Below are 13,785 nucleotides of genomic sequence, written 5' to 3' on the forward strand. Positions count from 1 at the left end.
GAGGGCGTTACTGCCCTCTCATCAATTGAGCGGCACGCACGGCGAAATAGGTCAGGATGCCATCAGCGCCTGCCCGTTTGAAAGCAGTGAGGGATTCGAGGATCACGGCCTCGCTCAGCCAGCCGTTCTGGATTGCCGCCATGTGCATGGCGTACTCGCCGCTGACCTGGTAGACGAAGGTCGGCACCTTGAACTCGGTCTTCACCCGGTGAACGATGTCCAGGTACGGCATGCCTGGCTTGACCATGACCATGTCAGCGCCTTCGGCGAGGTCCAGGGCCACTTCGTGCAGGGCCTCGTCGCTGTTGGCCGGGTCCATCTGGTACGAGGCCTTGTTGGCCTTGCCCAGGTTCAGCGCCGAGCCCACCGCGTCGCGGAACGGGCCGTAGTAGGCGCTGGCGTACTTGGCCGAGTAGGCCATGATGCGCACGTTGACGTGCCCGGCCACTTCCAGGGCTTCGCGGATCGCGCCGAGGCGGCCGTCCATCATGTCCGACGGGGCGACGACCTGGGCGCCGGCCTCGGCGTGGGACAGGGCCTGGCGCACCAGGGCATCGACAGTGATGTCGTTCTGGACGTAGCCCTCTTCATCGAGGATGCCATCCTGGCCATGGGTGGTGAACGGGTCCAGGGCCACGTCGGTGATCACCCCCAGCTCCGGAAAGCGGGCACGCAGGGCACGGGTGGCGCGCTGGGCGATGCCGTCCGGGTTCCAGGCTTCGGCGCCATCGAGGGATTTTTTCTCGGTAGGCGTCACCGGGAACAGCGCCAGCGCTGGAATGCCCAGCTCCACCCAGCCCTGTGCGGCTTCCAGCAGCAGGTCGATCGACAGGCGCTCGACGCCTGGCATGGACGGCACTTCCTCGCGGCGGTTCTCGCCGTCCAGTACGAATACCGGAAGAATCAGGTCATCGACGGTCAGGGTGTTTTCGCGAACCAGGCGACGGGAGAATTCGTCCCGGCGGTTGCGACGCAGGCGGGTGGCAGGAAACAGACGGTTGGCGGGGGTAAAGCTCACGGCAGACTCCTGAGCCCGCGCAGGCGGGCGAGCGCGACAGTTATAAGCGGCCATTATGACGCCTGTGTTACACCCAAGGGCAACCCTGCGACTTGTGGCCGCAGTCATTGTCCTTGTAGGAAATGTTCACGTCGAGACACATTTGGACACTTTCCCGAACGCCCACGAAGGGGTAGGCTGCGCGTTCATTTCGCCAGCACGCCAGAAAATGCTTCAACAATTCCTGAACGATTTCGGCTACTTTGCCCTTTTTCTCGGCACGTTCTTCGAGGGCGAGACCATCCTGGTACTCGCGGGCTTTCTTGCGTTCCGCGAATACATGGATATCAAGCTGGTGGTCGCGGTGGCCTTCTGCGGCAGCTATGCCGGTGACCAGTTGTGGTACTTCATGGGCCGCCGCCACGGGCGCAAGATCCTCGCCCGCAAGCCGCGCTGGCAGGCCATGGGCGACCGGGCGCTGGAGCATATCCGCCGCCACCCCGACATCTGGGTGCTGAGCTTCCGCTTCGTCTACGGCCTGCGCACGGTGATGCCGGTGGCCATCGGCCTGTCCGGCTATCCGCCGCGCCGCTACCTGCTGCTCAACGGCATCGGCGCCGCGGTCTGGGCCCTGGCCCTGGGCCTGGCGGCCTACCACTTCGGCGCCATCCTCGAAGGCATGCTGGGCAGCATCAAGAAATACGAGCTATGGGTGCTCGGCGGCCTGCTGGTGCTGGGCCTGCTGCTGTGGCTGCGCCGGCGTTTTCGCAACATCCGCGCCGAACGCCGCGCGGCGGCAGAAGGCGAGGCCAGCGAGGCTGAGCAGGCTGTAACCCAGGAGCAGCCACCAAGCCAAGGGCGTGACCACCACTAAGCCCAGCGCGCCGGCCAGGTACAGGGCCGGCGCATTCGACAGCAGGCGCGCCAGGTCCAGGCGCCCTGCCCAGGGCCGGTCCTCCAGGGCCGCGCCCAGCACGAACAGCCCGAACGCCATCAACGTCCAGCCCAGCACCAGGGCCGAGGGCGACATGTGCCCGGCGTTATCCATCAGGTAACTGCCCAACGCCACATAGACCGCGAACTGCAGCGTGACATACAGCTGTTGCCTGCCACCCAGCGGGATGGCGAACTTGCGAAAGCGCGCCAGGTCCTGCTTGGGCTGGGGATGGGCCGCCGCCACATCGGCCGGGCGCCAGCCGGTGGGCATGAACCAGATACGCAGCCGGTCCCACCCGCTGGACGTCAGCCGGGCATCGCTCCACAACTGCGCGTAGAACTGCACGTTGGCCCACAGCGGATTCCAGCTGGCCAATGGCGTGGTCACGCCGAAGATCACCGGTTCCCGCTCGTCTTCTTCCTGGAAGGTGCCGAACAGGCGATCCCAGAGGATGAACACACCACCGTAGTTGCGATCCAAGTACAAAGGATTCTGCGCATGGTGGACGCGATGGTTGGACGGCGTGATGAAGATCCACTCCAGCCAGCCCAGCTTGGGCACATGGCGGGTGTGCACCCAAAACTGGTACAGCAGGTTCAGCGAGGCCACGGTGATGAACACCACCACCGGCACGCCCAGCAGCGCCAGGGGCAGGTAGAAGATCCACGAGAACAGGAAGCCGCTGCTGGTCTGGCGCAGGGCGGTGGTGAGGTTGTACTCCTCGCTCTGGTGATGCACCGAGTGGGCGGCCCAGAGGATGTTGCGTTCGTGGCCGAGGCGGTGCAGCCAGTAATAACAGAAATCGTAGAGCACGAAGGCGAATACCCATACCCACCAGGCATCGGCGCTCAAATGCAGCAGCGCCAGGTGCTCCAGGGCCAGGGCGTAGGTGACCAACCCCACGCCCTTGGTCAGCAGCCCGGTGCTGGTCGACAGCGCCCCGGTGCTCAGGCTGTTGATCGAGTCGGCCAGACGATAGTTGTGCTGCCCGCGCGCACGGTCGGCGACCAGTTCCACCGCGATCAGCACGAAGAAGAACGGCACGGCCAGCAGAATCAGGTCCATGAACGGCCACCTCCAAGGTTATCCACAAAGATTAGGGTTTGTACGAAAAGTCGCCGAGCGACGATCAGGCAAGGCGAAAACAGGCGAGGATGCGGAGTTTGCTGGTTGCAAATGAGCATTCCGAGCCTGTTTTCAACGCAGCATGATCGTTGCGCAGGCACTTTTCGCACAAAGCCTAGGCCGCCTCCGGGGCAAATCCCATGGATACATCTGCCAAACTAGAGGACATTTAGCGCCTCGACACTGGAGTATTGAGCATGACGAAAAAAGTTGCGGTGATTCTTTCCGGCTGTGGCGTGTACGACGGCGCCGAAATCCACGAAAGCGTGATCACCCTGCTGCGCCTGGACCAGCGTGGCGCCAAGGTGCAGTGCTTTGCCCCGAACATCGCGCAGATGCATGTGATCGACCACCTCACCGGTGAACAGATGCCCGAATCGCGCAATGTGCTGGTGGAGTCGGCGCGCATTGCCCGTGGCCAGGTGAAGGATATTCGCGAGGCCGACGCGAAGGACTTCGATGCCTTGATCGTGCCCGGTGGTTTTGGCGCTGCGAAGAACCTCTCCAACTTCGCCGTGGAAGGCGCCAACTGCACCGTGCACCCCGATGTGCTGGCCCTGGCCGAAGCCTTTGCCGATGCCTGCAAGCCGGTCGGCCTGATCTGCATCTCGCCCGCGCTGGCGGCGAAGATCTACGGGCCGGGCGTGGTCTGCACCATTGGCAAGGATACCGGCACCAGCGCGGCGGTGGTGAAGATGGGCGGCACCCATGAAGAGTGCGATGTGCATGACATCGTCGAGGATGTACAGCGCAAGCTGGTGACGACCCCGGCGTACATGGAGGCGAAGTCGATCAGCGAAGCCGCCAGCGGCATCTACAAGTTGGTGGACCGGGTGCTGGAGCTGACCCACGAGGGTGACCAGTAAGGCCTCTTCGCCGGCAAGCCGGCTCCTACAGAGGCCCCCGTAGGAGCCGGCTTGCCGGCGAACCGCACCACCACCGAATCAGGCCTTGGAAAGCCGGGTCAAGATCCGATCCAGGGCATTGGCGAACGCCTGCTTCTCCCGCTCGCCATAGGGCGCCTGCCCGCCCCCCACCTGCCCCTGTTCGCGCAACTCGGTGAACAGGTTGCGCACGGCCAGGCGCTCGCCCATGTTGCGCTCGTCGAACTCACGCCCGCGCGGGTCCAGTGCCGCCACGCCCTTCTTGATCAGCCGGTCGGCCAGCGGCACGTCGCTGCAGATCACCAGTTCGCCGGGCACGGCGTTTTCCACCAGGTAGTCGTCGGCCGCGTCCATGCCGCTGGGCACCACGATCAGCCGCACGCAGGCGAAGGCCGGCTTGATCTGCGGTTGGCCCGCGACCATCACCACCTCCAGCTTGCGCTTAAGGGCGAACTTGACGATCAGGTCCTTGGCTGCCTTGGGGCAGGCATCGGCATCGATCCATACACGCATTTAAGTTGTTCCTGTGTTTCGCGAAGGGCCATTGTCGCAGGTTCAGCCACAAGCCGCTCCCACAGCGACCGCGCCAACCTCAAGATCAACGCCGCACCTGTAGGAGCCGGACTTGCCAGCGAATCGGCCACCACCGATTCAGTTGGCCGCCGCCCTGCGCTTCTCGGCCAGCCAGCTGCGCCCATACAGGAACATCACCGCCAGCAACGCCACCGCCTGGGCCCCTAGCGAATACGCATCGGCATGAATCCCCAGCCAGTCGAACTCGAAGAACGCCACCGGCCGCGTGCCCAGCACGCCGGCCTCCTGCAGCGCCTTGACGCCATGCCCGGCGAACACCACCGACAACGCGCACAGCAGCCCGGCGTTGATGCTGAAGAACAGCGCCAGCGGCAGTTTGGCCGCCCCGCGCAGGATCACCCAGGCCAGGCCCACCAGCACTACCAGCGCGGTGGCGCCACCGGCCAGCACCGCCTGGTGCCCGGCCGGGCCCGCCTGCAGCCACAGGGTCTCGTAGAACAGGATCACCTCGAACAACTCGCGGTACACCGAGAAGAACGCCAGCAAGGCGAAGCCGAAGCGCCCGCCGCCGCTGACCAGGCTGCTCTTGATGTAGTTCTGCCAGGCGGCGGCGTGGCGGCGGTCGTGCATCCACACCCCCAGCCACAGCACCATCACCGAGGCAAACAACGCCGTGCAGCCTTCGAGCAGCTCACGCTGCGCGCCGCCCACGTCGATCACGTAGGCCGCCAGGGCCCAGGTACCGAAACCGGCGAGCAACGCCAGGCCCCAGCCGATGTTGACGCTGCGCACCGCCGACTGCTGGCCGGTGTTGCGCAGGAAGGCAAGGATCGCCGCCAGCACCAGGATTGCTTCCAGGCCCTCGCGCAGCAGGATCAGCAGGCCGGAGATGTAGCTCAGCGACCAGCTCAGGCCATCGCTGCCCAGCAGCTTGGCAGCCTGGGCGAGCTTGACCTTGGCCTCGGCCAGCCGCTGTTCCGCCTGGGCCAACGGCAGACCGTCCTGCAGCGACTGACGGTAGGCCATCAGGGACTTTTCAGTGTCCTTGCGCACCTGGGTGTCGATGTTGTCGAGCGAGCTTTCCACCAGCTCGAAGCCTTCCAGGTACGCCGCCACCGACAGGTCGTAGGCTTGGTCATGATCACCGGCGCGGTAGGCCGCCAGGCTCTTGTCCAGGGTGCCGGAGGTGTAGTCGAGCAGTTGCGCCGGGCCCCGCTTGACCTGCGGCGGCTGGGCGCGCTGGGCGCGGAACGCCGGCACGGCGTCAGCGCCTTCATTGACCGCGATTTCGGCTGGGGTCTGGCGGGCCAGGTCGGCGATGTTCCAGGTCTTGCCGCCCTTGGCCGCCTGCGGATCGGCGGTGAAGCTGGCGATATAGGCGGCCACGTCCCAGCGCTGGCGTTCGTCGAGCTGGTCGGCGAACGAAGGCATTTCGGTACCGTCGATGCCCAGGCCGAGGGTGTTGTAGAGGTCGAACAGGCTGAGCTGGTCCAGGCGTTCGGCGTTGCGCAGATTGGCCGGCGCAGGCTCCAGGCCCACACCTGCCGGGCCGTCGCCCAGCCCGGTGTCACCGTGGCAGATCGAGCAGTTCTGCGCATACAGCGCCGCGCCACGGGCCGCGTCCGGGGTGATCACCGGGGCCTGGCTGACTTCGTAGGCGACCGCCAGGCGTGCGCCCAACTGGCGAGCCTGATGGGCAACGGCGCTGCCGTCCTGACGTTGCTCGATGGCCTGGCGCAACGCCTGCACGCCCTGTTCCAGCCCGGCGCGCTCGGCATTGGCCGGCAAACCTTTGACCAGCTCGCCCAGCAGCGCGCTGAACTCCTGCTGCTCGCGGTATTCCCCCGTGTCCACCACCTTGCCGTCACGTACCGTCGGCGGATAGTCGGCGCCAATGTAGTCCAGCAAATGCAGGGCCTTGGCCGCATCGGCCGGGGCCTCGGCCAGTGCCAGGGTGCTGCCCAGGGCCAGTAGCGGCCACACCAACAAGGCGAGAAGACGGGAACGGGAAATCATGGCCAATCTCGACGGAAATACGAAAGAGAACATTGTTCACTTCCACTCCCCTTCCCTCAAGGCTCACCGGCGGATTTCATGAAAAATCTTGCAACATCCGTATCTGACAGCCTGCCATCCGTATGACGGCATGACTCGAAAAATAAGAATCATTTGGCCATCATTTTACTATTGCTTTAGGTATAATCCCGCGCCGCCTTAATAGCCATTTGCAATCAAGGTGCCTCTATTCAGAGGCTCTGGCGATGAACAGAGGGATCTGCCGCCCCCGCCTGCGCGGCTCAACTGTTTCAGGGAAAGAAGAAGTCCGATGGTATCCCGCGCTCTAACCCTGGCGACCCTGGTCGCCGCCGTGCAGCTCACTGGTTGCTCGGTCTTGCGCAGTTACGACAGCGAACTGCAGGAAACCAACCAGCAACTGGCCGCCGGCAACGTCGACGCCGCCCTGGCCTTGCTGGAAAGCCACAACAAAGGCGAGCAGAAAGACCTGCTCTACTACTTCGAGAAAGGCGAATTGCTGCGCTCCAAGGGTGACCTCAAGGGCAGCCAGGACGCCTGGCGCGCGGCTGACAGCGTGGTGTTCCAGTGGGAAGAGTCGGTCAAGCTCGACACCGACAAGTACCTGAGCCAGTTCGGCAGCTACCTGGTCAACGACAAGGTCCGCCGCTACGAAGGCTACGACTACGAAAAAGTCATGCTGACCACGCAGATGGCCCTGAACCTGCTGGCCCAGAACGACTTCGACGGTGCCCGTACCGAAATCAAGAAGACCCACGAGCGCGAGGCGGTCATCGCCGAGCTGCGCGACAAGGAATACCTCAAGCGCGAGGAAGAAGCCGAGAAAGAGGGCATCAAGACCGAGTACAAGGACCTGCAGGGTTACCCGGTCGCCAGCCTCGACGCCCCTGACGTGGTCGGCTTGAAGAACAGCTACCAGAGCGCCTTCAGCCACTACCTGTCCGGTTTCGTCTATGAAGCCCTGGGCGAGAAAGGCCTGGCCGCGCCAGGCTACCGCAAGGCCGCCGAGCTGCGGCCGAAGACCCCGCTGCTGGAGCAGGCCCTGCTCGACCTCGACAAGAACAACGCCAAACCTGGCGAGAGCGACGTGCTGATCGTGGTGCAGACTGGCCTTGCGCCGAGCCGCGACTCGATCCGCATCCCCCTGCCGCTGCCGATCGACAACGCCCTGGTGATCACACCGCTGTCGTTCCCGATCATCAAGGACGACACCTCGACCGCGCACCTGAGCGAGATCCAGCTCAATGACAAGGCCCTGGCCCTGACCGCGTTGAACAGCACCAGCGCCATGTCGCGCCGCGCCCTGCGCGATGACATGCCCGGCATCATCCTGCGCACCAGCGTGCGCGCCATCAGCCGTGGCGTGGCGCAGAAAAACCTGAACAAGGCCAACCCCATGGCTGGCCTGGTGGTGGGTATCGCCGGCACCGTGCTCGAAGGCGCCGACACCCGCACCTGGCGCACCCTGCCGAACGAGACCCAGGTCGCCCGGGTACGCCTCAAGCAAGGCGAGCATCACCTGAGCCTGCCGTCGAGCCTCGGTGGCACCCAGGTCACCGTGAAGGTCGATCGCCCGTACCAGGTGGTCAGCCTGCGTGTGGTCGGCAACCGCGTGTTCGCCGGCGGCCCGGCCGTCGAAGTCGCCCCACAGGCCTCGGCGCAAGCCGTGGCCAGCCTCAAGTAAGTCAAGGATCGATCATGCGCAGAACATGCCTCGCCCTGGCCGCCGTCGCCCTCCTGGCCGGCTGTGCCACCCCGCCCCCTGCCCCGGGCAGCGCCGCCAGCAAGGTGGTGACCATGGGCCAGCTGGACAACATCGAGGTCGGCCAGATGCGGGTCGCCCGCGAGAAGGGTTTCCTCACCGTCAATGTGGCGCTGAACAACACCGGCCGCAGCAACCAGACCCTGTACTACCGCTTTGCCTGGCTGGGCAACGACGGCTTCCCGGTGGCTGACGAAGAGTCCTGGAAGACCCTGCCGCTGTACGGCAAGCAGGCCAAGTTCCTGCCCGCCATCGCCCCGACGCCCAAGGCCACCGACTTCCGCCTCGAAGTCCACACCCGGTAACCCCTTTCAGGAGCTTTTCCCATGTTTGCACGCCTTTCCCTCGCCGCCGTCGCCATCGCCCTGGTCAGCGGCTGCAGCAGCCCTTCCCCGGTTCTGGGCAGCAAGAACATCAACTACGGCGACAGCAAGGCCGTCGAGCTGATCACCAACGAGTTCGGCTCCACCGACCTGCAGATGATCGCCGAGAGCATGACCCGCTCCCTGGCCCAGTCCGGCGTGCTGCACGGCCGCCCGGTGGTGCAGGTGTACGACGTGAAGAACAAGACCAGCGAGTACATCGATACCCGCGAGATCACCACCTCGATCAAGACCCAGCTGATGAAGTCTGGCGCAGCCCGCTTCGCCAGCGACAACACCGAGATGCAGAGCCAGGTCGACCAGCTCAAGCTGCAGAACCAGAGCGGCCTGTACAAGAAGAACAGCGTGGCCAAGACCGGCAACATGATCGCCGCCAAGTACCGCCTGGAAGGTTCGATCAGCTCGATCGTCAAGCGCAGCAGCGATTACAAGGACGTGTTCTACAAGTTCAGCCTGCAGCTGATCGACGTGGAAAGCGGCCTGGCCGAGTGGATGGACGAGAAAGAAATCCGCAAGACCACGGAGCGCTGATCGATGCGTGCATGGATGACCATCATCGGCCTGGCCTGGGCGTTCGGCGCCCAGGCGGCCCCCAAGGTGGCGGTGACCGACCTGGCCTACCAGGAGCGGGTGGAGGAGTACATCCACACCGTCGAGGCGCAGAACAGCCACCAGTCGAGCCTGTACAGCGCCAGCGGCCAGTCCAGCTACAGCGAGTACGAGAGCCTCAACAGCTACATCGAGCAGACCGAAGTGCGCAAGTTCGGTGGCGACATCAAGGGTGAGATCCTCAAGACCGGTATGTTCCAGCTGGTCCAGGGCAAGCCTTACACCGCCGGTTCCGAGGAAGACGTGTACGACGTGATCCGCCGCATCAAGAACGGTGCGTTCCAGGGTGCCGACTACGTGCTGTTCGGCACCCTGTCGGACATCGACTTCCAGGAAGACATCAACGCCCTGGACCACACCGACAGCTACTCGGCGGTGCTGGGCCTGACGGTGGTCGCCGACTTCAGCCTGATCAACACCCGCACCTACGAGATCACCTCGGCGTTCACCGCCATGGGTGAAGGGCAGGACACCAAGCTGGTGAAGAGCCGCGACCGCAGCGTGACGCTGAACCGCCCGCGGGTGGTGCGCGACGTGTCGAAGGCGCTGGGGGAAGATGTGGCGCAGCAGCTGGCTGAACAGCTGGGTGGCTCGGTGCCGGGGCAAGCCCGGCAGCCGCGGGGGCAGGACAACCTGCCGCCGGATGAGCCGGCGCAAATCTTGCGGTAATACTTGAAAACGCCCGGTGATCCACCGGGCGTTTTCATTCAAGCGGGCTCAAATGCTCATGGCGCCCGATTCATTCCCAACTCCATGTCATCGATCAGCGCCTTGGCCAGCTCGCTGAGGATCCGCGCCGCGCTCCCGGCCATGCGGTCGTTTTCCATTTCCGCTTCGGTGGTCAGGTGGCGGATGCAACCGAGCAGGACCGACAGCTGGGAAAAGGCGTGATCGAAGGGCACGCCGGGGCGCATCTGGAACAGGTCGAAGGTCGCCTTGCCGGCCGTCTGGGTAGCAATCTGCACGTCGGTCATGGCCTTGCTCCCTCTGTCATCGTCTGGTCGTGCAATACCGTCATGAAGCGGCACAGCAGGCGGATGTTCATGCCCATCGCATCGCGCGCACGGCCGGGCTGGCTGTCGAGGAAGACGTTCACGGTTTCGTGCATGATCAGGCTCAGGGTGTGGAGCATGCTGTGGCATTCGTTGATGCCGAGCGGGGATTGCAGCGCGAGGGGTGGGGGTTCGAAGGGAATCAATGGGGTGGAAGGTGGATCGGGGACGAGTTTGTTCATGATGGAGCTCCTACGATGGTGTCAGGAACTGCCTTCCTTTTCGTCTCACGGATTAGGGTGGCAGTCATACGCGGTGTGAGACCCGGGAACGTAGGCAACCCGGCCAGGCCGAAGCCTGTCCGCGCATGACCGCCATAAGCGGTGCAACTACATTTCCGGGTGTCTCACGCCCGGTCGCCCAAAAGCGACCTGAGGACGTTATGCCTGGGGCATTTCCCCGACAACATCGAAGCTTCCGCAAGGCGCGTAGGATACTTCCGAAGCTAAGAATGGCTGAAGGATTTGGTTTCAGATTCGGAAAAGTCGCACGGCACAAGGCACCACCACCATCCCTGTGGTTTGTTCTTGGCCGACATTTGTCTGCTGTCTTCGCGACCCTGGGGCTGCTTTGCAGCCCTTTCGCGGCACAAGGCCGCTCCTACAGGGGAATGCGGTCTCCTGTAGGGGCCTATTCATTTCACGGAAATGGTGGCAGCAACACGCGGGGGTGAGACCCGGGCCAATAGGAAACCCGACCAGGCCGAAGCCTGCCCGCGTGCGGCTGCCATGGAGTGGCATCTATTGATCCAGGGGTCTCAATCCCGGTCGCCCGAAAGCGACCCGAAGACGTTATGCCTAGGGCATTTCCCCGACAACATCGAAGCTTCCGCAAGGCGCGTAGGATACTTCCGAAGCCAAGAATGGCTGAAGGATTTGGTTTCAGATTCGGAAAAGTCGTACGGCACAAGGCAGCACAAACATCCCTGTGGATTGTTCTTGGGCGACATTAATCTGCTGCCTTCGAGATCCTGGGGCTGCTTTGCAGCCCTTTCGCGGCACAAGGCCGCTCCTACAGGGGTATGCGGTCTCCTGTAGGAGCGGCCTTGTGCCGCGAAAGGGCCGCAAAGCGGCCCCGGCATTCTCAAACTCAGGCGCGCACGCCCTCAGGCAACGGCAACGCCAGCAAACGCTCGTCCAGCAGCCCCAACCCTTCCTGGAACAGCTGGTTGCTGCGCTCGGTCTCACCCAGCCCCGCCAGCAGGCGCGCCAGCTCGGCACACGCCTCCGGGTTGCGTTCCATGCGCAGGCTGCTTTCCAGGTAATCCCGGGCCTTGCCCCACAAGCGGTTCTGCAAGCTCAAACGACCCAGGGTAAGCAGCAGGCTCGGGTCCTGCGGATGCTCTTTCAACCAGCCTTCGGCTGTCTGCAACTGACGCGCCGGATCATCACCTCGCACCAATCCATACAAACGGGCCAGGTGGCTTTCATAAGCACGCTTGAGCGCCCCACGCAGTACCTGCTCGGCCTCACCCTGCGCGCCCACCTGGCGCAACTGCTCGGCATAGGCCAACACCAGTTGGGGCTCCTGGCGCTGGGCAGCGGTCAGCTGCTGCCAGGCACGCTCCAGCGCCTGGCGCGCCGCCTGCGGATCTTCACCGCGGGTCGCCGCCAGGCCCAGGTTCTGGCCCCATGCTCGCTGCTCGAGGTCAGCCAGTTCATTGGCCGGCAGCACCTTGTGCTTGCGCAGGTCAGGCAGCAGGCGGATCACCGCCGACCAGTCACCGCGCTCCAGGTGCAGGCGCTGCAGCAGGCGCAGCACCTGGGCGTTGTTCGGGTAGCGCTCTTGCATGGCCAGCAGGGCCTCCAGGGCGCCTTCGCTTTCGCCACGGTCCATCTGCAACTGGGCATGAGCCAGGGCAATGGCAAGCTCGGCCTGGGGCTGGCGCTCCAGGGCACGCTCCAACAGGTTGTCGCGGTCTTCGACGCGCCCCAGCTCGTTGGCTGCACGCGCGGCGCCGAGGTAATAGAGCAACGGCTGGCGGGCGGACTCGGCGGCCCGCTGCAGATGGCGCTGGGCGCTGCTCCAGCGGCCTTCGGCCAGGTCCAGCTGGCCTTGCTCGATGGCGATTCGGTCGCGGCGGACACGGTTGCGGCGCGACCAGGGGTTGACCACGCCAGTGGAGGTCAGCACCAACCCAATCAAATAGCGCAGCACCAGCAACAGCAAGACGATGCCGACCAGCGCGCCCAGCGCCGCCCACAGGCCCGACTGATAACGGAAACTACCGTATGAGATCAGCACGTAGCCGCTGTGCTTGGCAATGGCGATGCCCAGCGCCGCGGCGATCACGATCGCCAGCACCGCCAGCAGGTAGGCACGCTTCATGGCTTGGCCCCTTCGGTGGGGGCCGGCAGGTGGCGGCGCTGGATATACGCCTGTACCGCCGCCAGGCTCTCGCTCAGGTCAGGGGTCACGACCGAGACCGGCTGCTCGGCGAGCTGGTTGAAGCTGTCGAGCATGGCCTTGCTTTGCGGGTTGTCCGGGTTGAAGTTGGCCAGCAGCACGCTGCGGGCGTCATCCAGCGCCTGGTTGTAGACCTTTTCCTGGCCATTGAGCGCCGCCCACTGGGCCTGCTCGATGGTCAGGCTGAGGGCCAGGCGCAGTTGATTCAGCGACTGCCCGGAGAGCAGCGGGCGCACATTGTCGTCAGCGTTGAACTCGATCTGGAAGTACTTGGAAATCTCGGCCCACCACTGTGACCAGCGGCTGGCGCCGTCGCCGTCGGCGGTCAGGGCGCCCATGGCATCGGCGTTGGCGGCGAATTCCGGTGACTGTGCGCTGAGCTGCTGCACCAGCTCACGCTGGGCGGCGAGCTTGAGGAAGAGGCCGGTACGGTCGGGCTGCTGGGTGCTGTTGAGCGTGGCCAGGCTGCGCGCCAGCTGCTCGCGTGCCGCGAAGGCGCCCGGGTCGCTCTGCTCGCGCAGGATCTCGTCGGCACCTTCGACCAGGGCCTTGGCGCTGGTAACGTCCTGCAACGCCGACAGGCGCAGCGTGGCCAGGCGCAGCAGGTGCTCGGCCTCGGCCAGGCGCCATTCCTTGCGGCTCTCGCCAAGCACGGTTTCCAACCGCTGGCTCAGGCGCTGCTGGTCGCCCTGCAACTGCGCCACCAGGCGGCGGCGGTCTTCCAGTTCGCCGGCAGCCGGCAGGCTGGCCAGTTGCGCGGTCAGCTGCTGCTCGCGTTGCTGCAACGCGTCGGCCCGTTGGGTGAGCGCCTGCAGGTGCTCGCCCTGCCCTTGCTCGCTGCCCTGCAACTGGCGCACCTGCAAGACACCCCAGCCGCCTACGGCGACTCCGGCGGCGCCCAGCAACAGGGCCAGCAGTGCCAAGCCGTTGCCGGAGCGTCGGGCGGGCGTGGCAGTGGTAGTTTGCGGCGCGTCTGGCGCCAAGGGTTGTTCCGTGTTGGACAAGACAGTTTCGCTCACGTATCCATCCTTTGCATGGTGGCGCATCGTTCTCTAGCTTAGC

At 64.6% G+C, this 13,785-nt stretch carries 13 protein-coding genes and 1 pseudogene; 6 read left to right on the plus strand and 8 right to left on the minus strand.

Annotation, left to right across the window (positions count from 1 at the left end):
• Positions 1–7: 7 nt before the first annotated feature.
• Complete coding sequence (hemB, locus tag NGM28_RS08650) at positions 8–1,018, minus strand: porphobilinogen synthase (RefSeq protein ID WP_011536312.1); 1,011 nt, start codon at positions 1,016–1,018, stop codon at positions 8–10.
• Positions 1,019–1,226: 208 nt separating this feature from the next.
• Here hemB and NGM28_RS08655 point away from each other — a divergent pair, with 208 nt between their 5' ends.
• Positions 1,227–1,871, plus strand: coding sequence for a DedA family protein (locus NGM28_RS08655; protein ID WP_240065450.1), 645 nt, complete (start codon positions 1,227–1,229; stop codon positions 1,869–1,871).
• A gap of 501 nt (positions 1,872–2,372) precedes the next feature.
• Here NGM28_RS08655 and NGM28_RS08660 read toward each other — a convergent pair.
• Positions 2,373–2,999: pseudogene (locus NGM28_RS08660) on the minus strand (sterol desaturase family protein); the annotation flags it as partial.
• A 257-nt stretch (positions 3,000–3,256) separates the two neighbouring features.
• On the opposite strand from NGM28_RS08660, the gene elbB reads away from it, so the two are divergent.
• A complete protein-coding gene (gene elbB, locus NGM28_RS08665) occupies positions 3,257–3,925 on the plus strand; it encodes an isoprenoid biosynthesis glyoxalase ElbB (RefSeq protein WP_240065449.1) in 669 nt (222 codons plus the stop codon).
• 78 nt (positions 3,926–4,003) lie between these two features.
• Here elbB and NGM28_RS08670 read toward each other — a convergent pair whose 3' ends face one another.
• Both NGM28_RS08670 and NGM28_RS08675 read right to left on the minus strand, forming a co-directional pair.
• On the minus strand, positions 4,004–4,456 hold the full coding sequence (locus NGM28_RS08670) for a YaiI/YqxD family protein (protein WP_240065448.1): 453 nt from the start codon (positions 4,454–4,456) through the stop codon (positions 4,004–4,006).
• Positions 4,457–4,594: 138 nt separating this feature from the next.
• Positions 4,595–6,526: a cytochrome c/FTR1 family iron permease gene (locus NGM28_RS08675; RefSeq protein ID WP_252089775.1), complete on the minus strand. Its 1,932-nt coding sequence runs from the start codon at positions 6,524–6,526 to the stop codon at positions 4,595–4,597.
• Between the two features lie 277 nt (positions 6,527–6,803).
• Here NGM28_RS08675 and NGM28_RS08680 point away from each other — a divergent pair, with 277 nt between their 5' ends.
• From NGM28_RS08680 to NGM28_RS08695, 4 genes are read left to right on the plus strand one after another with little or no spacing between them, the layout of a single operon-like run.
• On the plus strand, positions 6,804–8,195 hold the full coding sequence (locus tag NGM28_RS08680; RefSeq protein WP_252089776.1) for a COG3014 family protein: 1,392 nt from the start codon (positions 6,804–6,806) through the stop codon (positions 8,193–8,195).
• A 14-nt stretch (positions 8,196–8,209) separates the two neighbouring features.
• The gene (locus tag NGM28_RS08685) at positions 8,210–8,578 is read left to right on the plus strand and encodes a YcfL family putative periplasmic lipoprotein (protein ID WP_240065445.1); all 369 of its coding nucleotides are present in this window, start codon (positions 8,210–8,212) and stop codon (positions 8,576–8,578) included.
• A 21-nt stretch (positions 8,579–8,599) separates the two neighbouring features.
• Entirely contained in the window at positions 8,600–9,187 is a 588-nt protein-coding gene (gene lpoB, locus NGM28_RS08690; protein WP_240065444.1) for a penicillin-binding protein activator LpoB, read from the plus strand.
• Positions 9,188–9,190: 3 nt separating this feature from the next.
• The gene (locus tag NGM28_RS08695; RefSeq protein ID WP_240065443.1) at positions 9,191–9,934 is read left to right on the plus strand and encodes a penicillin-binding protein activator LpoB; all 744 of its coding nucleotides are present in this window, start codon (positions 9,191–9,193) and stop codon (positions 9,932–9,934) included.
• Between the two features lie 56 nt (positions 9,935–9,990).
• Here NGM28_RS08695 and NGM28_RS08700 read toward each other — a convergent pair whose 3' ends face one another.
• The 4 genes from NGM28_RS08700 to NGM28_RS08715 all read right to left on the minus strand — a co-directional run bounded on the left by NGM28_RS08700 (position 9,991) and on the right by NGM28_RS08715 (position 13,742).
• Positions 9,991–10,239 (minus strand): DUF3077 domain-containing protein, encoded by a 249-nt coding sequence (locus NGM28_RS08700; RefSeq protein WP_252089777.1) that lies wholly within the window; start codon positions 10,237–10,239, stop codon positions 9,991–9,993.
• Positions 10,236–10,499, minus strand: a complete 264-nt coding sequence (locus NGM28_RS08705; RefSeq protein WP_252089778.1) for a hypothetical protein — start codon at positions 10,497–10,499, stop codon at positions 10,236–10,238. Before NGM28_RS08705 ends, NGM28_RS08700 begins: the two co-directional genes overlap by 4 nt.
• Before the next feature lie 907 nt (positions 10,500–11,406).
• Positions 11,407–12,645 carry a heme biosynthesis protein HemY gene (locus NGM28_RS08710; protein ID WP_252089779.1) on the minus strand — a complete coding sequence of 413 codons (1,239 nt, stop codon included), beginning with the start codon at positions 12,643–12,645 and terminating at the stop codon, positions 11,407–11,409.
• Positions 12,642–13,742, minus strand: coding sequence for a uroporphyrinogen-III C-methyltransferase (locus NGM28_RS08715; protein ID WP_240065439.1), 1,101 nt, complete (start codon positions 13,740–13,742; stop codon positions 12,642–12,644). The genes NGM28_RS08710 and NGM28_RS08715 overlap by 4 nt, the downstream gene beginning before the upstream one ends.
• Positions 13,743–13,785 lie beyond the last annotated feature (43 nt).

Source organism: Pseudomonas sp. MWU13-3659 (assembly GCF_023757525.1).
Classification (GTDB): Bacteria; Pseudomonadota; Gammaproteobacteria; order Pseudomonadales; family Pseudomonadaceae; genus Aquipseudomonas; species Aquipseudomonas entomophila_E.